This window comes from Luteibacter sp. RCC_6_2, from assembly GCF_041360655.1.
Classification (GTDB): Bacteria; Pseudomonadota; Gammaproteobacteria; order Xanthomonadales; family Rhodanobacteraceae; genus Luteibacter.
Window position 1 is genome coordinate 133,553 of sequence record NZ_JBFUPQ010000002.1, and the last position, 23,291, is coordinate 156,843.

Below are 23,291 nucleotides of genomic sequence, written 5' to 3' on the forward strand. Positions count from 1 at the left end.
ATCGGCTATATCGGCCATCGGAGGCCGTCCGGGGGGACGGCACGATACGGATCCATCGAACCAGGGGGAATTCATGACGTACCGCTTCGTGCGGCCCATCGTGGCCGCGCTTTGTCTTGCCTCGGCCACCGCCGCCGCCACCGACCTCATCCCGGTCAGCGACTTCGCCCGGCGCATGCCGCTGACCAGTCCACGCCTGTCCCCGGACGGGCAATATGTCTCGCTCGCCTACCACGATCCCGACGGCAAGAACCACGGCCTGGCGATCTACCGCGTGGGCGACATGAGCAAACCCGCCACCCTGATCCGCATGCCACCGTACGAGATGCCGGCCGACATGGTCTGGGCCAGTCCCACCCGCCTCGTGGTGGCGCGCGGCAAGGTCGATGGCTCGATCGGCGCCGCCTCGTACACCGGCGAGCTCATGGCGATCGACGTGGACGGCAAGAATCCCGACTATCTCTATGGTTTCGAGAGCTTCGGCAAGCGCGCGGCCACCCGTGCGCTCGATCGCGGCTGGGGCACGATCGAAGGCACCCCCGTGCAGAGCAACGGCCATTTCTACATGCGTGCCACCGCCTGGGCCGACCAGGACCGCAGCACGCTCTACGACGTCGACGCCAAGACGAGCGCGCGCAGGCAGATGGCCGACATCGGCCTCGGCCGCATGAGCTTCATGATCGCGCCGGATGGGACGCCCCGCTTCGCCTTCGGTACCGACGACGATTTCAAGTGGGTGGTGTTCCACCGCGAGGGCAGCGGCTGGGCCAAGGTGCCGGAAAGCGAAGAACGCCAGAACTTCACGCCGGTCGCGACGGTCGCCGGAAACGGCAATCGCATCTATGCGGTCTCCAGCCCGGACGGCAAGGGCGGCGAGTTCGTCGAGCAGGACGAGGATGGCGGCAATGTGCGTGTGATCCGCAAGGACGACTTCAGCGAGGTCGCCTCGTCCGGTCTCTGGACGCCGGCGCCATTGCGTCCGTTCGGCACCGTCGCGACGACCGGCGTGCCCCAGGCCACGTACATCGATCCGCAGGCGCCGATCTCGAAACTGCACATGGCCTTGTCGCAGAAATTCCCCGGCAACTTCCTCAGCTTCGTCGACTTCAGCGAAGACGGCGGCCTGCTGATGTTCAAGGTGGCGAGCGATCGCGAACCGGGACGTTACATGCTCATCGACACCAAGACCTATAAGGTGAGCAAGCTGTTCGACGCGCAACCCTGGATCGATCCCAAGCAGATGGCCGAACGCCGGCCCATGCGCTTCAAGGCCAGCGACGGCATGGAACTGGAAGCCATCCTCACCTTCCCCAAGGGCCGGAGCGAGGCCAACCTGCCGATGGTGCTCCTTCCCCACGGTGGCCCGCACGGTGTGTCGGACGACTGGTTCTTCGACAGGGATGCGCAATTCCTGGCCAACCGCGGCTACCTCGTGTTGCAGGTGAACTACCGCGGCTCGGGCGGGCGTGGGAGCAAGTTCGAGCGGGCCGGTTACCTGAAGTGGGGCACGCGCGTCCAGGAGGACCTCATCGACGGCGTGAAATGGGCGATCGCCGAGAACTTCGCCGATCCCGCCCGCGTCTGTGTCTTCGGCGCCAGCTTCGGCGGTTACGCGGCGATGATGACCACGGTGCGCGCACCGGGCATGTTCAAGTGCGCGGTGGGTTACGACGGCATCTACGATCTGGACATGATGTACAACAAGGGCGACATCAAGGACAGGAAGTCGGGACGCAGCTACCTCACCACCGTGATCGGCAAGGACCAGGCGGACCTCGCGGCGAACTCGCCCACGCACCTCGCCGACAAGATCGGCGTTCCCGTCTTCCTGGTCCACGGCGAGGACGATGAACGAGCTCCCTTCGCCCAGTTCAAGGCCATGCGCGCCGCGCTCGATGCCGCGCACAAGCCCTATGAAACGCTGACCAAGCCCGACGAACGGCATGGCTTCGTGAAGCCGGAGAATATCGAGGAGTTCTACAACCGCCTGCAGGCGTTCCTCGAGAAGAATATCGGCAGCGGACAAGCACCGGCGGTCTCCGCCGCGCCGTAAACGATTCGGCCCACCCGTTGCTTCCGGCGGTTGCGCCCGCCATACCCCAGGCGTTATGGTCGCGAGATCGTCGCGCCCGGATGGGGTATGGCGGGGCTTGGGAGGTTACGGGGTATGTACGTCAGCTCGGAGCACCGGCGCCACGTCGCGCTGCGACGCATGGTGCTCGCGACCTCACTCCTGGCTGCGCTGCCCCTAGCCACCGCGAAGGCGCAGCAAACGGCACCTTCGTCCGCCGAGATGCTGGCTCCAGTCAATGTCACGGTCACCGGCTCGCGTATCCGCGGGATCGACGTGGAAACCGCCCAGCCGGTCTTCACGATGGACCGCCAGGCCATCCGCGCCACGGGCCTCACCAGCCTGGGCGACATCGTCGCCCGCATGCCGTCCGCCTCCATGCCGGAGGTCACACCGCAGGACACGTTGTCTTCCAGCAATGACGCCGGAGGCCGTTACGCCAACCTGCGCAACCTGGGAGCGGTGCGCACGCTGGTCCTGGTGAACGGGCGCCGCTGGACCACCAGCCTGGGCGGCCTGACCGACCTATCGACCATCCCCGTCTCGATCGTGGAACGCATCGAGGTGCTCAAGGATGGCGCGTCGTCCATCTATGGATCGGACGCCATCGGCGGCGTGGTGAACATCATCACCACCGATCGCTTCGAAGGCGCTTCCGCCGACGTCTTCTACGGCGTGAATGGCAAGGGCGACGGCGCGCAGAAGAACGGCACGTTCACCTGGGGCAAGAGCGGCCAGCGCGGATCGATCATCCTCGGCGCGAGCTACGAGGATGGCGATGCCCTGCGCGACGACAAGCGGTCCATCACCCGTAGCGCCTATGGCCCGCGGCATGCGGACGATGGTTTCGGCATGGGACCTTACGGTGGCGTGGTCGATCCACGTGCGCCGGCCGATCGCTACGTCATCGACCATCCCGGCGGCGTGGTGGGCGATACGGCGAACTTCGCCAATTACCATCCGTACGATGTCGCCAGCAACGTGGACAAGTACTCCACCGCCCAGGACATGACCTTCCGCGCCGGCAGCAAGTTGCGCAACCTGTTCGGCACGGGCCGCTATAACCTCACCGACGATATCACCCTGCGTGGCATGGCCAGCTATGGCGTGCGCGATACGCGCAGCCAGGCCGCCGGCTATCCGCTGGAGAGCGGCGCGGGGCGGCAGCAAGGGTTGTTCATCGATCCGGCGAACGCATACAACCCCTTCCCCGGCTACGCCACATCGTTCTTCCGGCGCACCACCGAGCTTCCACGCATGACCTGGGCCAGGAGCAAGACCCTGCATGCGGATGCCGGTGCCGAGGGCACGTTCCAGTGGAGGGATCACGCCTGGAACTGGGATGTCACCTACGCCTATGCCGAGACACGCGCCAGCCGGACCACCAGCGGCAATATCAACCTGGTGAACGCACGCAAGGCGCTGGGCCCCACGACCACGATCGACGGTCGAACCGCCTGCGCCGACGCCGCCGATCGTGCCGCGGGCTGCGTGCCGTGGAACATCCTCGCCGGCCCGGGTGGCACGCCGGACGCGGTGTGGAACTACGTGGCCTCCACCACCACGGCCCGCCAGGTCACCCGCACCAACGATCTCGTCGCCAACCTCACCGGAGGCCTGTTCGACCTTCCCGCCGGCATGCTGCGCGCCGCCGGAGGCGTGGAACACCGGCGTGAGAATGGCCGCTATACGCCCGATCCCGCGGATTCCGCCGGCCTGACCACGCAACTCGCGAGCGATCCCACCGACGGCGGCTACATCGTCAACGAGGCCTACCTCGAATTCGACGTCCCCCTGCTCACGGACCTGCCGATGGCACGCGAGCTCGCGGTGAATGCATCCACCCGGTATTCGCACTACTCCGCGTTCGGCGGACGCACGAATAACAAGTACAGCTTCCGCTGGAAGCCGTTCGACGACTTGCTGTTGCGTGGAACCTACGCCCAGGGATTCCGGGCACCCACCGTGGCGGATCTCTACGCCGGATCGAGCGAGAGCTTCGAGAGCTTCCTCGATCCCTGTGACAGCGCCTTCGGCGCCTCGGCCACCGATGCCGCCGTGCGTGCACGCTGTGGCGCGGCGGGCGTGCCCGCCAACTACCGGCAGATCGACCAGTCCGGCGCGCAGATCGGCTCGGCGACGGGCGGGCAGAGCGCGACCGCCTTCCGCACCGGCGCGAACCCGGCGCTGAAACCGGAATCGTCGATCACGCGTACCGCCGGCCTGGTCTACAGCCCGGGATATCTCGATGGGCTCGACGTCACGCTCGACTACTACAAGATCGACATCAGCGATGTCATCACGCCCATCCTCGCGGGCGACATCCTCAATTTCTGCTACGTGCGCAACGATCCCACCTGGTGCGGCCGCTTCACGCGCGCCGCCGACGACCACGTCGCCGCGCTCGACGAAAGCCTCGCCAACCTCGGCACGCTACGCACCGAGGGCTACGATCTCGGCCTGCACTATCGATTCCCTGAAACCCGCTACGGCGAGTTCACGTTGCTCTCAGACAGCACTTACCTGAAGGATTACACGCAGGTCAGCAGCCCGGGCGCCGCACCGCGTCATCTTGCCGGCTACATGAGTGGCGTACAGGGGCTCTACCGCGTGCGTTCGAACCTTTCGCTCGACTGGTCGTGGCGCCGCTTCGGCGCCACGTGGACGACACGCTACTTTTCCGGATTGAAGGATTCGTGCTGGTCGGCGGACGTGGAATGCAACCGTCCCGACGAACTCAACGCGCTGACCGGCGTCACCGGCGTCAGTCGGAAAGGCGGCGTCGCCTTCCACGACCTTCAGCTTCGCTGGCAGGCGCCATGGAACGGCAACATCCGGCTGGGCGTGAACAACGTGTTCGGCCGCAAGGGACCGTTCTACTACAACGTGTCCAGCGCGGGCGGCGGCAGCCCGCCCTACAACCCGGCGTTCGACATCGACCGCTACTTCTACCTGGGTTACCAGCAAAAGTTCTGAGCGCGCAGGATCTTCCCTACTTCGCACGATCCAGCGCATTTCCGAAAGACCGGATAGGAATCGGTCTCAAACTCTTGCAGTAGCATGATGGTCGCGTTATGTTCGCGTTACGTCGCTTCGCGCTATTGGGTTGGCGCGACGTGGGTGTCCCCACACCCCAGACCCGGATTCACCCCACAAACGAGTGCCGCTAGCGGCGCTAACACAAGCTGTTCAGCCTTGCCGCAAAGCAGGGCCAGGGAGACTTTGACCTCATGACAAGCACCACCCTGTTCGCGCGCTCTCGCGTGTTCAAGCGCACTGCGCTCGTCTCGGCACTTGGCGCCTGCCTGCTGGCCGGCACCGCCTATGCGCAGAGCACCGTCGGCGACCTCTACGGCAGCGCCGCCGCTTCGCAGACCATCCAGATCCAGAACCTCGGCTCGGGCGCCTCGCGCACCGTCACCGTCGGCGAAGACGGCCGCTACCGCGCCTCGTCGCTGCCGATCGGCAGCTACCGCATCAACGTGCAGCAGAACGGCCAGACCGTCTCCACCCGCGACATCAACATCGTCGCCGGCCAGTCCGCACAGGTGAACTTCGCCGCGCCGGCCACGTCCGACGCCAGCGCGCAGGCGCTCGACACCGTCACCGTGTCGGCCAACGCCCTCGCCGCGATCGACGTCGCTTCCGTCGAGTCGCGCACCAGCTTCACCGCCGACCAGCTCAACAGCCTGCCCGTGCCGCGCAACGTCGTCGACGTCGCCGCGCTCACCCCGGGCACGGTCAAGGGCGATTCCGCCTTCGGCAACCTGCCGTCGTTCGGTGGCGCCTCGGTCGCCGAGAACAGCTACTACGTCAACGGCTTCAACGTCACCAACCTCTACAACAACCTGTCGTTCTCGGAAGTGCCGTTCCAGGCCATCCAGCAGCTCGACGTGCAGACCGGCGGCTATGGCGCGCAGTACGGTTTCTCCACCGGCGGCGTGACCTCGGTCATCACCAAGCGCGGCACCAACGAGTGGAAGGGTGGCGCGAGCTGGGTCTACACCCCGGCCTGGGGCCGTGAGCAGCAGCCGACCACGCACACCAAGGACGGCAACCTCTACCGCACCTACCAGAAGAACAACGACAACGACAACGTCTATTCGGCGTGGCTCGGTGGCGCGCTGGTGAAGGACAAGCTGTTCTTCTACGGCATCTTCCAGTCGCACCGCGAAACCGAGACCGCCTATCCGGGCGCCACCAGCTCGGCCGCCGCGCAGCGCAACACGTACAGCGATCCGTTCTACCTGATCAAGCTGGACTGGAACATCAACGATTCGAACATCCTCGAGTGGACGGGGATGAACAACACCAAGCACACGACGAATCGTTACTACAACTCCGAGATCGACGGCGAAGGCAAGCCCTTCACCGACGATTACCTCGGCCGTCGCCATGTGAAGACCGGCGGCGACGTCAACATCTTCAAGTACACCAGCTATCTCACCGACGACCTGACCCTGTCCGCCCAGTGGGGCAAGATGAAGAGCAAGAACTCTTCGGACTATGTCAGCGCGGACGGCACCGTCACCAAGTACAACGGTGACATCAACGGCGCCAACTCCGGTTGCCCGTACGTGATCGACCGTCGCTCCAGCACGCTCAGCGGCGTGACCGACCCGGTCCATTCGTGCTACCTGGCCAGCACCATCGACCGTTTCAACGGCGAAGACCAGCGCACGGCCTACCGCGTCGACCTCGACTGGAAGATCGGCGACCACGACATCGCCGGTGGTTACTCGCGTGAGAAGTGGAAGTCCGACTCCGGCCAGAGCTACGCCGGTGGCGCGCTGTACTACTACCGCACGAACGCCGCGGGCACCGATTACGTGTCGCAGTACAACTACCGCACGGGCGGTTCGGTCGCGATCGACCAGAAGTCCTGGTACCTGCAGGACAACTGGCAGGTGACCGACAAGTTCCTCGCCTACATCGGCGTGCGCAACGACTCGTTCAACAACAAGAACGGCGCCGCCGAGAACTTCGTCCGCCAGGGCAACATCTGGCAGCCGCGCCTCGGCTTCTCGTGGGACCTGTTCGGCGACTCCACCACGAAGATCTTCGGTACGGCCGGCCGCTACTCGCTGCCGATCGCCGCGAACGTCGCCCTGCGCGCCGCGACCGCCTCGTACTACACGATCCAGAACTTCTCGTACTCGTCGATCGATCCGGTCACGGGCGTCCCGACCCTGGGCGCGCCGCTCAGCGGCCAGTCCATCGTGAACGGCGAGAACGGCAGCACGCCGGACCCGCGCTCGGTCGCGACCAAGGACCTCAAGCCGTACTCGCAGGATGAATTCATCCTCGGCTTCCAGCATCGCATCACCAGCGACAACGAGTTCCTCAACGACTGGGTCGTCGGCGCGAAGGCGACGTACCGCAAGCTCAACAACGCCATCGACGATACCTGCGACTGGCGTCCGTTCTACGCCTATGGCAAGTCGATCGGCCTGGACATGGACGCCAATGGCGACCAGTTCACCCCGCCGTCGACCATGCCGGGCTGCTTCATCTACAACCCGGGCAGCAAGGTCAACATCGACGTCGACCTCGATGGCAGCGGCGTCCTGCGCAACGTGTCCATCCCGGGCACCGCGTTCGGCGAGAAGGCCAAGCGCACGTACGAAGCCGTCACGCTCTCGGCCGAGAAGGCGACCGACAAGTGGTACGTCAATGCGTCGTACACCTGGTCGAAGAACCGCGGCAACACCGAAGGCCTCGTGAAGTCGGACAACGGCCAGGACGACACCGGCACCACCAGTGCGTTCGACTATCCGGAACTGATGGTCGGCGCGACCGGCTACCTGCCGAACGACCGTCGCCACAGCTTCAAGATCTACGGCGGCTACAAGATCACGCCGGAATGGTCGGTCGGTGTGAACGGCTTGCTCGAATCGGGTCGTCCGACCAGCTGCTTCGGCGGCGGTGACGAGACGGTTGGTGGCATCCCGAGCTACAACTCCGAGTTCTTCTACTGTGAAGGCAAGATCTCGGGTCGTGGCCGTGCCAAGCGCCTGCCGTGGACCTGGTCGGTCAGCCCGAACGTCGTCTACACCCCGGCTTACGCCAAGGGCCTGACCGTTCAGCTCGACCTGATCAACCTGTTCAACAACGACAAGCCCACCGCGATCAGCGAAATCGCCGAGAACGGTGCGGACCAGACGTACTACAGCACGACCTACCGCGTGCCGACGTACTACCAGACGCCGCGCTACCTGCGTCTGATGGTGCAGTACGACTTCAGCCTGTAAGACCCGCCGAGCGTCGCCCCGGCGACGCGAACGCGAAAAGGGCCGCCCATTCGGGCGGCCCTTTTTTTGTCGCCTCACCCCTGTAGGAGCCTCTGTGGGAGCCGCTTGGCTTCAGAGAACCAGGGGACGGTCCGGCAGTTGGTTCTCGCGTGGCTTGCCGTCGCCGGGGAAGTGCCGTGCCAGCAGGTCACCCGCCTCGGATACCCCGGTTTGCAAGCCTTCGCGGAAGCGTCCCTGGATAAATTCATCGCGCATGTGCGTGGTGATCGCTTCCCACTCGGCCGGCGTCACCACCTTCGCGATACCGCGATCGGCGACGATCTCGATGCGGTGTTCGGCGAGCAGCACATAAAGCAGCACGCCGCAGTTGTCGTCGGTATCCCAGACGCGCAGATGGGAAAACAACATCGCCGCGCGATCGCGTGCGGTGACGCCCGCGGCGACCGACGAGAACGGCAGGCGCGATTCGATCGCCACGCGCAGTTCACCACGGTGCCTGTCCTCGCCGGCCGCCACCGTTTTTGCGATGGTGTCGAGCGTCGCCGGCGGGAAATGCCGCCCGATCTGGAACCACGCTCCGAACAGGTTGGCCGCGATACGTTGCATGTCCATCACCAACTCCCCGACGCGCCGCCGCCACCGAAACTGCCGCCGCCTCCGCTGAAGCCGCCACCGCCGCCACCGCCGAATCCACCGCCGCCGAATCCACCACCACCAAAACCGCCGCCGCCGAATCCACCCCAGCCACCACCGCCGATCGAACGGCCGGCGCCAAAGGGAATGGCCATCAGGACGGCCCCGGCGACGAGGCCGAGCACGCCGCCGAGGATGGAATGCAGGAACAGCCAGCCGAGGCCGCCCGTGATCGCCCCACCCAGCGGCATGCGCACGCCCAGGGGAGCTCGACCGAGGATGCCGCGCAGGAAGATCACGCCGAAGATGAGCGGCAGGAGCAGTCCGCTTCCGCCACCACGCCGCTTCTCGTGGCTTTCATCGGGAGCGACCGGCGCGGGCAGCGCTTCGCCTTGCACGATCTGGGTGATCGCATTCAGCGCCTCGTCGATACCGCCGTAATAGTCGTTGGCGCGCAGCTTCGGCGCCATGTACTCGCGAATAATCCGCGAGGCGATGGCGTCGGGCAGCGCACCTTCCAGGCCATAGCCGACTTCGATGCGAACTCGCCGGTCGTTCTTTGCCAGCAGGAGCAGCACGCCATCGTCCGGCCCTTCGCGGCCCACCTTGTTCGTCTCCGCGACCTTGAGCGAATAGCCCTCGAGGTCGTCGGGCTGGATGGTCGGCACCATCACGACCACCACCTGCGATCCCTTCGCCTTCTCCAGCGCGACCAGCCGGGCATCCAGCTGGTCGACCTGCTGGGGCGTCAGGGTGCCGGTGAGGTCGGTGACGTGGCGGGTGAGCTTCGGCACGACGGCGTCGTCCGCCAGTGCCGCCATGGGCGGCACCAGCAGGGCGATGGCGAACAGCAGCCCCGCCGCGAAACGGCGCATCAGTGGCCGGCCGAGGAAGCCGGGGCCGGATTGCTGCCGAAATCGACGGTCGGCGCGGTCGAGATGGCCTTCTCGTTCTCGACGCTGAAGTTCGGCTTCACCTGGTAACCCATGACCTTGGCGGTCAGGTTGTTCGGGAACGAGCGGATCAGCGTGTTGTACGACTGCACGGCGGCGACATAACGGTTACGCGCGACCGTGATGCGGTTTTCCGTGCCTTCCAGCTGGGCCTGCAGGTCGCGGAAGGAGCCATCCGCCTTGAGCTGCGGGTAGTTCTCGCTCACGACCATCAGGCGCGAGAGCGCGCTGGTCAGCTGGCCCTGGGCGGCCTGGAACTTGGCCAGCGCCTCCGGATCGTTGAGCAGTTCGGGGGTGATCTGGGTCTGGCCGACCTTGGCGCGGGCATTGGTCACCTCGGTGAGCACGCGCTCCTCGTGCTGGGCGTAGCCCTTCACGGTATTGACCAGGTTGGGCACCAGGTCGGCGCGGCGCTGGTACTGGTTCAGCACTTCGGACCAGGCGGCCTTGACCCCCTCGTCCTCGCGCTGGATGGCGTTGTAGCCGCAGCCGGAAAGGAACCCGGCGATAAGTACGAGGGCGAAAGCGCGGACGAGTGTCTTCATGGCGGACGGTTCCTTGGAGTGTGCCCGCAACAACTTACCCTAAAGCCCGCGCTTGCGGACGACCGGGGCCGCAAAGGGGCCGCCGGCCTCAGCCCAGGAATCGAGGACCGAGGATCAGGCCCCAGGTCACCACGACCATGGTCAGCAGCAGGAAAACCGCGGCGGAACCCATGTCCTTGGCCCGGCCGGCCAACTCGTGGAATTCCGGGCTGACCTTGTCCACCACCGCCTCGATCGCCGAATTGAGCAACTCGGCCGAGAGGACCAGGACCGGAAAGGTGATGAGGATGATCTTCTCGACCGCTCCCTGGCCCAGCCAGAGGCCGAGCGGGACGACCACGATGGCGAGAAAAACCTCAAGCCGGAACGAGGCTTCGTGCCGGAAAGCCGCCTTCAGGCCCTTCATGGACCACAGGAACGCCGCATAGATCTGCCGCGGCCCACGCCGCTCCGTCGTTGCCATGGGCGGTCAGGCCACCCGGGACAGGGCCGGACGCGGGGTCCGGACGACAGGATTTTGCGTGCGCTGCGGCATTGGCTCGGGTTTGGCGGCTGGAATAGCCCGGTATCATGCCACAGGCCACCTTGGGTCCGGCTTATGGCAGGTGGCCGTGGCGAATCGACGCGCCCCTCTGGCGCCGCAGCACAACCGGGCGGACCATTTGTATTACGCTTGAACGGTTGTGATCCGTTCAGGGTCACGGCGATGGGAACCGGGCGAAAGCCCGGTTCGCTGTTTCCAATGTGTCCGGAAAATACATGGCCATCCAGAACCCGCCCGTTTCACAGACCAAGTCCTTCAGCACGGTCTTCCTCATCGAGATGTGGGAGCGATTCGGCTTCTACGGCATGCAGGTGCTGATGGTCACCTACATGGTGAAGAAGCTCGGCTTCGCCGACGTCGACGCCAACCTCGTCTGGGGTGCGGCTTCCGCCCTGATCTACGCCACGCCGGCCATCGGCGGCTGGATCGGCGACAAGTTCCTCGGCACGCGCCGCACGATGCTCTCCGGCGCCGTGGTCCTGATGTTCGGTTACGCCCTGCTCTGGATACCGACCAACAACACCTATTTCCTGTATCTCGCCCTGGGCGTGATCATCCTCGGCAACGGCCTGTTCAAGCCCAACGCCGGCAACCTCGTGCGCAAGATCTACGAGGGCGACGAAGTCCGCATCGACAGCGCGTTCACCATCTACTACATGGCGGTGAACATCGGCTCGACGATCTCGATGCTGCTCACCCCGTGGATCCGTGACTATGTCGGCGCGCACTACGGCGATGCGCTGGGCTGGCACACCGCCTTCGGCGTCTGCTCGATCGGCCTGATCCTCGGCCTGGTCAACTACTTCTTCATGCGCCGTACCCTGGCCCACATCGGCTCGGACTGCGACGAGCGGCCGCCGGTACTGAAGAACGTGCTCGGCGTGATCGTGGGAGGCCTGGTCATCATCGCCGCCTCGGCGTACATCCTGCAGAACCAGGGCGTGGCGGAGGCCTGCGTCTACGCCGCCGGCATCGTGATCCTCGGCATCTTCGTGCATCTGATCCGCTCCAGCGAACCGGGCGAACGCGCCGGGCTCATCGCCGCGCTGGTGCTGACGGTGCAGACGATCTTCTTCTTCATTTTCTACCAGCAGATGTCGACCTCGCTGAACCTGTTCGCCCAGCGCAACGTCGACCTCGACTTCAACCTGTTCGGCTTCCAGCTGTTCCGCTGGATTCCGGAACAGTTCCAGTCGCTCAACGCGATCTGGATCGTCATCCTCTCGCCAATCCTGGTCTGGATCTACAACTCCCTGGGCAAGCACGGCAAGGACTTCCCGGTCGCGGCGAAGTTCGCGCTCGGTTTCGCCGCCGTCGCCGCCGGCTTCTTCATGTACGGGCTGGGTGCGACCACCGCCATCAATGGCGCCATCTCGTCGTGGTACATGGTCTGGGGCTATGGCCTGTATTCGCTGGGCGAAGTGCTGGTGAGCGGCCTCGGCCTGGCCATGATCGCCCGCTACGTGCCGGCGCGCATGGGCGGCTTCATGATGGGTGCCTACTACGTGGCGTCCGGCGTTTCGCAGTACATGGGCAGCGTCGTCGCCAACTACGCCGCGATCCCGGACAACATCACGAACCCGCTCGAGTCGCTGACGATCTACACCAGCCTGTTCAACAAGCTCGGCTTCGTGGGCCTGGCCTGCACCGCCATCGCCGTGGCCATGCTGCCGTTGATGAAGAAGCTGTCGCTGAACCACGCACTGGCCAACGTGCCGCCGGTGCCGCCCGTACATAACGAAGACCTGTGACGCGGTGAAGGGCCGCTCCCTCGCGGAGCGGCCCTTTCGCCACGAAGAGACTTACCGTGAGCGACAATCTGCGCATGCCATCGTCCCGCTCCGGTCCCTTCGCGCTCGCGCGCACGCTCGCCTGGCTCCGTCTTTGCGCCATCGCCGGCCAGAGCGTGGCGATCCTTTCCTGCGTCACCCTGCTCAAGCTGGATATCCCCCTCCTGCCGCTGATGATCGGCGTGTGCGTGCTCGCGGTGTTCGCCGCGGCGGCGTCGTTCCGGTTGGGGATGCCGTGGAAGGTCAGCGAGGGCGAGGCCATCGTGCATATCGCCGCCGATACCCTGGTCCTCGGCTACCTGCTCTATTTCACCGGGGGCGCGGCGAACCCCTTCGTCACCCTCTTGCTGGTGCCGATCGCGTTGTCGGCGGCGGCGCTGTCGATCGCCGGTGTGTCGCTCGTGGCGATCCTCACCGGCGTCGCCTACGTGCTGCTCGTGCCCTACCACTTGCCGCTGCCGACGCTTGGCGACAAGAGCCTGGACTTCGACCTGTACGTCGCGGGCATGGGGGTCAACTTCGTCATCATGGCGATCCTGCTCGGCGTCTTCATCAGCAACCTCGCCAAGGCGATCCGCGTGCAGCAGGGTGAAGTCCAGCGCGTACGCGAGCGCGCGTTGCGCGACGAGGGCATCCTGGCCATCGCCACGCAGGCGGCCGGCGCCGCGCACGAACTGAACACGCCGCTGTCGACGATGCGCACGCTCCTGCCGGAGATACGCCGCGAGCACGCCACCGACAACGCCCTGGGCGAGGACCTCGACCTGCTCCAGGGCCAGGTCGAACGCTGCCGTACGATCCTCCGCGAGATGGTCGCCTTCGGCCAGGCGCAGCTGTCGCAGGTACCCGAGAAGGTCACCCTGGACGAGTTCGTCCACGGCTGCCTGGAGCGCTTCCAGTTGCTCAGGCCCGAGGCCGACGTGTCCCTCCAGCTCGAACCCGGCGCCGGTCGTATCCCGCTCCGTTCGCCGCCGGGATTGCGTCACGCCCTGATCAACCTGCTCAACAATGCCGCCGATGCGTCCGCGCTGAACGAAAGCACCGCCGTCACCCTCGGGGTCGGCATCGTCGGGCCGTGGCTCGAGCTGGTGGTCACCGACGAGGGCCCGGGCTTCGACGAATTCGACGAGATGGGAACGCTCGGGCTGTCGCAGAAAGCGACCGGTCTCGGCATCGGCCTCGCCTTGGCCGAAGCCACCGCCGAACGCCTCGATGGCGAACTCTCCGCGAGCAATACCGGCCACGGCGCACAAATGCGCCTGCGCCTGCCCCTTCCGGTCATTGGAGACCATGCATGAACGACCTCGCTCCACCCGGCGGGCGCCCGCTGCTGATCGTCGATGACGACGCCACCTTCGCCCGGGTACTAGGCCGCGCCCTCACCTCGCGCGGATTCGACGTGATCAGCTGCGACAACGCCGACGATGCGCGGGCCCTCGCCCGCCGTCACCAGCCGCGGTACTGCGTGCTCGACCTGAAACTCGGCGACGAGAACGGGTTGCGCCTCATCCCGGAGTTGCAGTCGCTGGTGCCGGACATGCGCGTGCTGCTGCTCACCGGCTACGCGTCGATCGCCACCGCCGTGGAGGCCATCAAGCGCGGTGCGCACGATTACCTCGCGAAGCCGGTGGATGCGGACGCCGTGGTCCGTGCCCTGCTCGACGGCGATGCCGGTCCGGCCGACCTCGACGACCTGGTCGACGCACCCGATGCCCCGTTGCCGCTGCGCCGGCTCGAGTGGGAACACATCCAGCGCGTCCTGACCGAATGCGAAGGCAACATCTCCGAAACGGCACGTCGTCTCGGCATGCACCGCCGCACGCTGCAGCGCAAGCTCAGCAAGCATCCGGTGCGCGAACGTCCCGACGAGCATTGAGCATGCGCCCGTTCCTCGCCCTCGTATTCGCTTCGATTTTTTCCTGCGCGAGCATGGCGCAGACGCACGACGGCATGGCCGGCATGGCGATGGGCCACGAGGCGCCCTTGGGGTTCGATGCGACGTTCGATGCGACGGGCCATCTCTGGGTCGTCGACACCGTCGGTGAGCATGTCCGCGCGCGGCGATCCGATGACATGGGCCGAAGCTTCGCCATGTCCACCATCGTCAATCCCACCGGCGAACCGATCTACGCCGAGGGAGAGAACCGGCCGAAGATCGCCCTGGGTCCCAAGGGCGAGCTTTACGTCAGCTGGTCGCAGCCACGCAAGCTTCCGTGGACGGGGTTCGTACGCTTTTCGCGATCCCTCGACGGCGGCGCGCACTTCGACGCGCCGATGACGGTGCATGCCGATCGCGCCGAGATCACTCATCGCTTCGATTCGCTGGCCGTCGACGGCAAGGGCAACGTGGTCGTCGCCTGGATCGACAAGCGCGATGTCGAAGCGGCCAAGGCGAGCGGCAAGCCCTATCTGGGCGCCGCTACGTATTACAGCTGGTCGAACGACCGCGGCGCCACGTTCGCGCACGAGCGCAAGATCGTCGACGAAAGTTGCGAGTGCTGCCGGATCGCCCTGGCGCGTGCGCCTGATGGCACGATCGAAGCGTTCTTCCGCGCGATCTACGGTGACAACATCCGCGACCATGCCTTCGCCAACCTCTCCGTCGGCAAGGACATGCCGAAGGTGGAACGTGCCACCTTCACCCAGTGGCATATCGAAGGCTGCCCGCACCACGGCCCCTCGCTCGCGATCGATGCGGCGGGAACGCGCCACGCCGTCTGGTTCAGCGCAGCCGATGGCAAGGCGACGATCTGGTACGGCCAGCTGCATCCCGGCGACAAGCCCACGCATCTCGCCACGGTCGCGGCAGCGGGGGCCTCCCACGCCGATATCGCGGTGGATGGGAAGCACGTGTGGATCGCCTACCACCAGGTGTCGGCGAAGGGGCTGGAACTGATGCTGCGCGAGTCGTCCGATGGCGGCACGACTTTCACGGAGGCGCGCGCCATCGCCCATGTCGATGGCGGGTCGGGTTGGCCGAAACTGCTGCTATGGCGACACCGCGCCTTCGTCGGCTGGAATCCCGACGGGCACTTCCGGCTGGTGCCGACGGAACTGCTATGAAGTACTGGCTCACCGCATTCATCTGCCTGTTCGCCGCGGCGGCGACATCCGCCGCCGAACCCACCGTGTTGACCCCAGCCGATACGAAGGCGCTCATCGCCCCACCTGGCAGGGGCGTGCGCATCGTGGCGCTATGGTCGCTGGATTGCGCCTACTGCGAAGAGAACCTCACGGCGCTGCTTGCGTTCCAACGCAGCCATGCGGATGTGGAACTGGTCTTCGTCGCCACCGATCCCATCGGCGAAAAGGAAGCGCTGGAGGCACGGTTGAAGGCGGCGAAGCTCGATGCCGTGCCGTCGCGAGCCTATGCGGATGCGACGCCGGAGCGGCTCAATTTCCTCATCGATCCGACATGGGGAGGGGAAACGCCGCGCACGCTGGCGATCAAGGCGGATGGGACGCGTGAGGCGGTGAGTGGGGCGTTGGATGCGGGGCGTATCGCGACGCTGGTGGATTGAGGCAAACCCATCGCCGACAGGGTCGGCTCCCACCAGAGCGAAGAGCCTCACCGGCCAGGGCAAAGAGCATCGCCGGCTAGCCGGCTTCCCACCCGATCACGGCTAACCCGGTGGGAGCCGACGCTGTCGGCGATGGGTGCTCGCCTCGCCCTAGTGGGAGCCGACTTTGTCGGCGATGGGTGCTCGCCTCACCCTGGTGGGAGCCGACCCTGTCGGCGATACGGCCTGGCCTCAGGCCTCCACCGGCTGCGGATGCGGAAACCGCACGCTGGCGATGCGGCTGGCGCCGGGCAAGGAGCGCAACTCCAGCGGCCACTGGAACCGATCCGACAGCCGTCGCGCGATCGCCAGGTCGAATCCATGCCGGTCCACCGACGCGTGCCGGCGGCTGCCGGCTTCGGGCGTATCGAGCGCGGGGTTGATCACGCTTACGCTGCCGGGCATCACGGTGACGACGATCGTGCCCTGGTCGGTCTGCTGCAAGGCATGACGGATCAACTGGCCGCAAAGCACCGCGAAGACGCGCGGCGAAGCATGCAACGCGAAACTCGCCGGTTCGTCGAGGATCAGCTCCACCGGACGTCCCGCGATCAGTTCGCGCGCGTAATCCACTTCCTGGCGCAACACATTGTTCACCACGAAGTCTTCTTCCGCGAGGCCCTGGTCGGACTCGCGCGAGAGGATGAGGAAAGCCTCGACCAGCGCTTCCAGTTCGCGCGTGGAGCGGCGAATGCGCTCCAGCGAACGATGCCCGAAATCCGAAAGCTCGGTCTCGTCGGCAAGCATGTCGGAAGACATCTTGATGACGGTGAGAGGGCTGCGCAACTCGTGGCTGGCGTCCCGGGTGAAGTTGCGCTCGCGCTCGCCGAAGCCCTCGATACGCGCGGCGAGCCCATGCAGCCCATGGATCAGCGACGAGACGTCACCATCGGCACGCCTCCCGTTCTCGCGATCCAGGCCTTCCATGTCGGGACGGTCGGGGTCCCAGCCTTCCAGCAGGCGCGCCAGCGCCGCCACGGGAATCCATTCCCGCGACACCGCGAGCCAGGCGAGTCCCCCGGAACAAAGCATGATCGCGATCGCCGCACCGATGGGCGCGACGTTGTTCGCCGCCATCAACGACGCGATGACGACGACGGCCGTCTGCAATGCGAAGACGATCGCGACACGTGCGCGGAACGATCCGCGCCGGCGCCTGGTCCCCTGCGGTGCCCTGCCTTCCATCGATCAGTTCCGAACCCGCCCCCGCTTCATGCCGTCTGCGACGCGGCGACTTCGGAATCGAGGTCGGCCAGCCGGTACCCCGCGGAGTGGATCGTGTGCAGCAACGGCCGGTCGAACGGCTTGTCGATCACGCGGCGCAGGTTGTACAGGTGCGAGCGCAGCGTGTCGGAATCGGGCAGCGTGTCGCCCCAGATCTCCCGTTCGATATCGCGGCGGCTTACGACCCGCGGGGATTCGCGCATGAGGATGGCGAGAAGCTTCAGACCGATCGGCGAAACGGTGAGTTCCTGGCCACCGCGGGTGAGACGCAAGGTGGCCGTGTCGAGGGTCATGTCGCCCACGTTGAGGACCTCGGACGAGACCTGACGACGGTCGCGCCGGATCAGGGCACGCAGGCGCGCTTCCAGTTCGCGTACCTCGAAGGGTTTCACGAGGTAGTCGTCGGCGCCGGCCTCGAGGCCCACCAGCTTGTCTTCGAGCGTGTCGCGCGCCGTGAGCATCAGCACCGGCGTGGACTTCTTGCCGTCCTTGCGCAGCTTGCGGCAAACATCCAGGCCGTCCATGCCCGGCAGCATGAGATCCAGCACGATGACGTCATAGCTGTTGGAAACCGCCAGATGCAGGCCACTGACGCCATCGGCGGCATAGTCGACGGAATATCCCCTGCGTTCGAGGAACTCACCGACCATCTCGGCGATCTGGCGATTGTCCTCGACGAGAAGGATCAGACCCGCCTGTACGTCGTTGCTCATCGCTCCACTCCTCTGGTGATTCACAAATGTGAAGAGTTAACGGTCGGACCGGTGAGAACAGCGTGAAGACCGAAAACAAGGATTCATTGTGGGTAACGCAACGTGGAGACCGCGTCGTCTAGCGGAGCATCGGGCTTAGCGCCTTCCATACATTCTCGGCGACGCGAGGCTCGCCGGCAGCGGTCGGGTGCAGTCCATCGTCCTGCATGAGGGCCGGGTCCAGGGCCACGCCGTCGAGCAGGAATGGCACCAGCGCCACGCCGTGTTTCTTCGCCGCGTCGATGTAGACCTTGCGCAACCCGTCGCGGTATTGGGGACCGTAGTTCACCGGTAATTCGATGCCGAGGAGGAGCACCTTCGCTCCCGCGCGCGTGGCTGCGCCGATCATCGCATCGAGGTTGTCGGCGAGCTTGCCCAAGGGGAGGCCTTGCAGGCCGTCATTCGCACCCAACTCGATCACGACCACCCCCGGCCGCTGCTTCTCCAGCAGCCCGGGCAGCCGATTGCGCCCGCTCAGGGACGTTTCCCCACTGATGCTGGCATTGACCATCGCCCATGGCGTCGCCATCTTCGAAGTGCGCGCGTCCAGCAAACGCACCCAGCCGGCCTCCACCGGGATGTTGTGCGCCGCCGACAACGAGTCCCCGAGCACCAGCACCTTGCGCGGCGTATCCGCCGCGGAGGCGATGGCGCACCAGACGAACAGCAACAGGACCAGGCAACGACGCATGAGCGATTCTTCCCGTGTTCTTCTCGAAGTAGCGGATGTTAGCAAGTCGGTTTTCGGCCCGGAGGGCCAGCTGGACATCCTCTCGGGGGTGAACCTGCGCGTCGCGGAGGGCGAGAGCTTCGCCATCGTGGGGGCATCCGGGTCGGGCAAGACGACCCTGCTCGGACTGCTGGCCGGCCTGGATGTTCCCAGCGCCGGCAGCATCCGCCTCGACGGCCAGCCGCTGGAAAGCATCGACGAGGAGGCCCGCGCGGCGATCCGGCGGCGCCTGGTCGGCTTCGTCTTCCAGTCGTTCCACCTGCTCCCGGCGCTGACGGCCGAGGAAAACGTGATGCTCCCCCTGGAACTGGAGGGTGACAACCGCGCACGCGAGCGTGCCCACGCGGCATTGGAGTCGGTCGGCCTGGGCGCACGGCGCCGGCACTACCCGGCCCAGCTGTCCGGCGGCGAACAGCAACGCGTCGCCCTGGCCCGCGCCTTCGTCCACCGTCCGCGCATCCTGTTCGCCGACGAACCCACCGGCAACCTCGACCAGCACACCGGCGAACATATCGGCGACCTGCTCTTCGAAATGAACCGGCAACATGCCACCACGCTCATCCTCGTCACCCACGACGCGCGCCTGGCAGCCCGCTGCGCTCGCTCCGCGGAATTGCACGAAGGCCGCCTCGGGGTGCCCGCGTGAACGTCTTCCGGCTGGCCCTGCGCACGCTGCGGCGTGAATGGCACCTGGTGGAGCTCCGCACCCTGGCGGCCTCGCTGGTCCTGGCGGTCATCGCCCTGGGCGTGGTGGCGACACTCTCTACCCGGATCGAACGCGGCATCCTAGCCAGCGCGGCCGAACTGATCGGTGGCGATCTCGGTGTGTCCGCACCCGCGCCCTTGCCCGAGCCGATGCTGCGGTCGGCGCGGACCGATGGACTGGCCGCGACGCGTGGCGCGTCGTTCCGCAGCGTGGCCTTCGTCGGCGAACGCAGCCAGTTGCTCGACGTGCTCGCCACCGACGGGGCCTACCCCCTGCGCGGCACGCTGGAAGTGCGCGGGGCGGACGGGCGCGATCGCGTCGCGCACGGTCCCGCGCGCGGCCAGGTCTTCCTCGACCATCGCGCCATGGTCGGCCTCGGGATACGCGCCGGACAGGCGATCCAGGTCGGCGGACGCGACCTCACCGTCGCCGCCGAACTCCTTCGCCAGCCCGACGGCGGCGAACTCTTCGCACTCGCCCCGCGCGCGTTGATGAACCTGGACGACGCCAGCGAGGCGGGGCTGCTCTCGGTGGGCAGCCGCGCGCGGCATCGCCTGCTGGTCTCCGGCCCGCCGGCCGCCGTCGCGGCGTGGCGGACCCGCCTCGAAGGAAGCGCCTTGCCTGCGGGCGCCGACCTCATCACGCCGGAAAAGATGCAGGAGCGCATGCGCACGGCGTTCGACCGTGCCAGCGCTTTCCTGCGCCTCACCGCCCTGCTTTCGGCATTGCTGGCCGGCGTGGCCATCGCCCTCGCCTCGGCGCGGTATGCGCGGCGCAAGGCCGGCGAGGTCGCCCTGCTACGCGCCCTGGGCACCCCGAGGCGGCGCATCGCCGCGCTGCTCGTGACGACGCTGGCGGCGCTCGCGTTGCCCGCCGCCGCCCTCGGCATGGCGATCGCGCTGGGTCTCGCCCAGGGCGCGTGGTACTTCGCGCGCCAGCTGTTCGACAACATCCCCACCACCCTTCCGCTCGGACCCGCGTTCGCGGCCGCGGCGATGGGTCTGGCGGTGCTCGCCGGCTTCGCGCTGCCACCGCTGGTTCGGCTGGCCGAGGTGCCCCCGGTCGCGGTGTTCCGCGAATCGATGCAGCGCCGCGTGCGCCGCTTCGATGCGCTCTACCTCGTGCCGCTGGTCACGGCCGTGCTGCTGGTCTGGGTGCAGAGCGATTCGGCGAAGCTGGCGGGCATCCTCGCCGCCACCCTCGCCGGCGTGGCCGTCGTCGCCGCGCTGCTTTCGGCGCTGCTGCTGGTGATCGCGCGGCGCGTGGCGCCCGGTGCGCACCCCGCCCTGCGCCTCGGGCTCGCGGCACTGGCCCGCCGCCGCGGCCTCTCCCTCGTGCAGGCCACGGCACTCTCGCTGGGGCTCTGCGCCCTGCTATTGCTCGCGGTGATCGCACCCTCGCTGCTGGAAGGCTGGCGGCGCGAGCTTCCCGTCGATACGCCCAACTGGTTCGCGCTCAACCTGCAGGACGACCAGCGCGACGCCTTCGCGCGGGCGCTGGAGGGCATGGGAGCGTCACGCACGAACATGATGCCACTCGCCGTGGGCAAGCTCACCGCGATCAACGGCAAGCCCGTCGACAGCATCGCCTTCACCAACGAGGACGCGAAGGAATCGGCGGACCGCCAGCTACGCCTTTCGTGGGCCGCCGCATTGCCGCCGTCCAATGAAGTCGTGCAAGGCACGTGGGCAGGACCCTCGCCCGCGCAGGCGGAAGTATCCGTCGACACGTCGTGGCGCGACCGCTACCAGTTGAAGATCGGCGACACGCTCAGCTTCGAGGTCGGCGAAGGCACGATCGACGCGAAGGTGAGCAGCGTGCGCAAGGTCGACTGGAGTTCGTTCAGGGTGAACTTCTTCCTCATGCTCGATCCCGCGCACGCGGACACGCTTCCACATACGTGGCTCACGAGCTTCTACCTCCCGCGCGGCCATGCCGACCAGCTGGCGAAGGTTTCCCGCGACTTCGGGAACCTGAGCCTGATCGACGTCGACGCCCTGCTCGACCGCGTGCGCGAGATCGTGGATCGCGTGGGCGGCGCCGTGCGCTGGGTCCTCGGCTTCAGCCTGCTCGCCGGCGCGCTCGTGCTCGCCGCGGCGCTCGCGGCCAGCGCGCAGGAGCGGCGCAAGGAAGCCGCGCTCCTGCGCACGCTGGGCGCGACGCGCGCCCAACTGCGCGCGGCGGCGGCGTGCGAGTTCGCCTTGCTCGGCCTGGTCGCCGGCCTCACCGCCGCGCTCGGCGCGACAGGCGCCGGCCTGTGGCTCGGCAACGCCGTCTTCCGCATCGAAAATTTCGTACCGCCGATATGGCCGCTCGTCGGCGCGGCGGCGCTTGCCGCACTCGTCGTGATGGCGATCGGCCTGTTCGGCACGCGGAAAGTGTTGCGCACCTCGCCGATGGCGTTGTTGCGGGAGGGGTGAGTCGAGAGGGAGGGTTTGGTGGGAATGAGGTGAGCGGGATCGCGGCCCAGGCCGCTTCCCACCCGACGGTAGGCGATGTTGGACGGTAGGCGATGTTGCGGGAGAGGGGTGGGAAGCGGCCTGGGCCGCGATCCCGGCTACCTCATCCTCCCCGGTCACCTCATTCCCCAGACAACATGTCCAACGCCATCACGATCGCATCCTCACGCCCACCCCTCGCCGGGTAATACGAAGGACGCCTCCCGATCTCGGCGAAACCCAGCGAATCGTACAGGTCCTTCGCCACGGGATTCGACGGCCGCACCTCGAGGAAGATCCGCTCGGCGCCATACCAGCGGGCGAGGTCGATCAGCCGGCGCATCATCCGCCGCCCGTAACCGAGACCGCGATGGGCGGCGGCGATGCAGACATTCAACACATGGGCTTCGCCCGCCGCCACGGAAAGGATGCCGTAGCCAGCGATGTCGCCCTCATGGACGATCACCCAGCAGTTGTGTCCCGCCTGCATGCAGTCGCGGAAGATGCCCGCGCTCCAGGGAAATTCGTATGACGCGTGCTCGATCGCCACGACGGCGTCGAGATCTTCGCGGCGCATCGCGCGTACTTCGGTGGAGGGGCGAGCCACGGCGACCATGGGTTCAGGCTCCGCGCAGGGCACGTCCAAGGGCGCGCAAGCCATTCCAGAGCCGGCGCTTCGCGGCCGGATCGGTGACGATCGCCGCCGGTGTATCCACCAGCACGATGTGCGCCGCGCTCATCACCGCAGCAGGAAGGTCGTGACCCAGGGCACGGGCCTGCGCCTCTCCGAAGACGAGATACGCCGACGCCGCGGGCACGTCGCCCAACCCGCGTTCACCCACTTCGAGCCGTGCGGCGCGTGCCGTCACCGGACCGAAGGCGCGCAACGCTCGGCCCAGCAGGTCCAATTCACGTCCGCTCGCCCCGGCCGGAAGGATCACCACGCAGGACACGCGGTCTCCTGCCGGCGCCGGCCCGTCGTTCGCGGGCTGGCCGGCCGATCCGGACGATGCCCCGCCGAGCCGCAGGCGCCAGGGCGTCACGCCCATCACCTTGAGCAGGCGTTCGCGGCGTTCGGGCATGGCGGACATCGC

General features: G+C 66.6%; 19 protein-coding genes. 10 read left to right on the forward strand and 9 right to left on the reverse strand.

Going from position 1 to position 23,291, the window contains the following annotated elements; genetic code table 11:
• Window positions 1-73: 73 nt before the first annotated feature.
• From AB6730_RS02440 to AB6730_RS02450, 3 genes are all read left to right on the forward strand, one after another.
• Window positions 74-2,053, forward strand: coding sequence for an alpha/beta hydrolase family protein (locus tag AB6730_RS02440; protein WP_371022074.1), 1,980 nt, complete (start codon window positions 74-76; stop codon window positions 2,051-2,053).
• 114 nt (window positions 2,054-2,167) lie between these two features.
• Complete coding sequence (locus AB6730_RS02445) at window positions 2,168-5,047, forward strand: TonB-dependent receptor domain-containing protein (RefSeq protein WP_371022075.1); 2,880 nt, start codon at window positions 2,168-2,170, stop codon at window positions 5,045-5,047.
• A gap of 254 nt (window positions 5,048-5,301) precedes the next feature.
• Window positions 5,302-8,322, forward strand: a complete 3,021-nt coding sequence (locus AB6730_RS02450; protein WP_371022076.1) for a carboxypeptidase regulatory-like domain-containing protein — start codon at window positions 5,302-5,304, stop codon at window positions 8,320-8,322.
• 111 nt (window positions 8,323-8,433) lie between these two features.
• Here the strand turns inward: AB6730_RS02450 and AB6730_RS02455 are convergent, their stop codons facing one another.
• From AB6730_RS02455 to AB6730_RS02470, 4 genes are all read right to left on the reverse strand, one after another.
• Window positions 8,434-8,934, reverse strand: a complete 501-nt coding sequence (locus AB6730_RS02455) for a TPM domain-containing protein (protein ID WP_371022077.1) — start codon at window positions 8,932-8,934, stop codon at window positions 8,434-8,436.
• Window positions 8,934-9,830, reverse strand: a complete 897-nt coding sequence (locus AB6730_RS02460; protein ID WP_371022078.1) for a YgcG family protein — start codon at window positions 9,828-9,830, stop codon at window positions 8,934-8,936. Before AB6730_RS02460 ends, AB6730_RS02455 begins: the two co-directional genes overlap by 1 nt.
• Window positions 9,830-10,453 (reverse strand): LemA family protein, encoded by a 624-nt coding sequence (locus tag AB6730_RS02465; protein ID WP_371022079.1) that lies wholly within the window; start codon window positions 10,451-10,453, stop codon window positions 9,830-9,832. Before AB6730_RS02465 ends, AB6730_RS02460 begins: the two co-directional genes overlap by 1 nt.
• A gap of 88 nt (window positions 10,454-10,541) precedes the next feature.
• The gene (locus AB6730_RS02470) at window positions 10,542-10,916 is read right to left on the reverse strand and encodes a diacylglycerol kinase (protein WP_371022080.1); all 375 of its coding nucleotides are present in this window, start codon (window positions 10,914-10,916) and stop codon (window positions 10,542-10,544) included.
• 296 nt (window positions 10,917-11,212) lie between these two features.
• On the opposite strand from AB6730_RS02470, the gene AB6730_RS02475 reads away from it, so the two are divergent.
• The 5 genes from AB6730_RS02475 (at window position 11,213) to AB6730_RS02495 (ending at window position 16,308) form a co-directional block, all read left to right on the forward strand.
• Window positions 11,213-12,748: a peptide MFS transporter gene (locus AB6730_RS02475; protein ID WP_371022081.1), complete on the forward strand. Its 1,536-nt coding sequence runs from the start codon at window positions 11,213-11,215 to the stop codon at window positions 12,746-12,748.
• 74 nt (window positions 12,749-12,822) lie between these two features.
• A complete protein-coding gene (locus AB6730_RS02480) occupies window positions 12,823-14,085 on the forward strand; it encodes an ATP-binding protein (protein ID WP_371022262.1) in 1,263 nt (420 codons plus the stop codon).
• Window positions 14,082-14,663 carry a response regulator transcription factor gene (locus AB6730_RS02485; RefSeq protein ID WP_371022082.1) on the forward strand — a complete coding sequence of 194 codons (582 nt, stop codon included), beginning with the start codon at window positions 14,082-14,084 and terminating at the stop codon, window positions 14,661-14,663. The genes AB6730_RS02480 and AB6730_RS02485 overlap by 4 nt, the downstream gene beginning before the upstream one ends.
• 2 nt (window positions 14,664-14,665) lie before the next feature.
• Window positions 14,666-15,850, forward strand: a complete 1,185-nt coding sequence (locus AB6730_RS02490) for a sialidase family protein (RefSeq protein ID WP_371022083.1) — start codon at window positions 14,666-14,668, stop codon at window positions 15,848-15,850.
• Window positions 15,847-16,308 carry a hypothetical protein gene (locus AB6730_RS02495; RefSeq protein ID WP_371022084.1) on the forward strand — a complete coding sequence of 154 codons (462 nt, stop codon included), beginning with the start codon at window positions 15,847-15,849 and terminating at the stop codon, window positions 16,306-16,308. Before AB6730_RS02490 ends, AB6730_RS02495 begins: the two co-directional genes overlap by 4 nt.
• A gap of 231 nt (window positions 16,309-16,539) precedes the next feature.
• Here AB6730_RS02495 and AB6730_RS02500 read toward each other — a convergent pair whose 3' ends face one another.
• From AB6730_RS02500 to AB6730_RS02510, 3 genes are all read right to left on the reverse strand, one after another.
• Window positions 16,540-17,532, reverse strand: coding sequence for a sensor histidine kinase (locus AB6730_RS02500; protein ID WP_371022085.1), 993 nt, complete (start codon window positions 17,530-17,532; stop codon window positions 16,540-16,542).
• Window positions 17,533-17,558: 26 nt separating this feature from the next.
• Complete coding sequence (locus AB6730_RS02505; protein WP_306851562.1) at window positions 17,559-18,284, reverse strand: response regulator transcription factor; 726 nt, start codon at window positions 18,282-18,284, stop codon at window positions 17,559-17,561.
• Window positions 18,285-18,402: 118 nt separating this feature from the next.
• Window positions 18,403-19,014, reverse strand: coding sequence for an arylesterase (locus AB6730_RS02510; RefSeq protein WP_371022086.1), 612 nt, complete (start codon window positions 19,012-19,014; stop codon window positions 18,403-18,405).
• Between AB6730_RS02510 and AB6730_RS02515 the strand changes: the two genes are divergently transcribed.
• Entirely contained in the window at window positions 19,013-19,699 is a 687-nt protein-coding gene (locus AB6730_RS02515; RefSeq protein ID WP_371022087.1) for an ABC transporter ATP-binding protein, read from the forward strand. The genes AB6730_RS02510 and AB6730_RS02515 overlap by 2 nt on opposite strands.
• The gene (locus AB6730_RS02520; RefSeq protein ID WP_371022088.1) at window positions 19,696-22,179 is read left to right on the forward strand and encodes an ABC transporter permease; all 2,484 of its coding nucleotides are present in this window, start codon (window positions 19,696-19,698) and stop codon (window positions 22,177-22,179) included. Before AB6730_RS02515 ends, AB6730_RS02520 begins: the two co-directional genes overlap by 4 nt.
• Before the next feature lie 160 nt (window positions 22,180-22,339).
• On the opposite strand, the gene rimI is transcribed toward AB6730_RS02520, so the two are convergent.
• Entirely contained in the window at window positions 22,340-22,813 is a 474-nt protein-coding gene (rimI, locus tag AB6730_RS02525; protein WP_371022089.1) for a ribosomal protein S18-alanine N-acetyltransferase, read from the reverse strand.
• A gap of 4 nt (window positions 22,814-22,817) precedes the next feature.
• On the reverse strand, window positions 22,818-23,288 hold the full coding sequence (locus AB6730_RS02530; RefSeq protein WP_371022090.1) for a hypothetical protein: 471 nt from the start codon (window positions 23,286-23,288) through the stop codon (window positions 22,818-22,820).
• Window positions 23,289-23,291 lie beyond the last annotated feature (3 nt).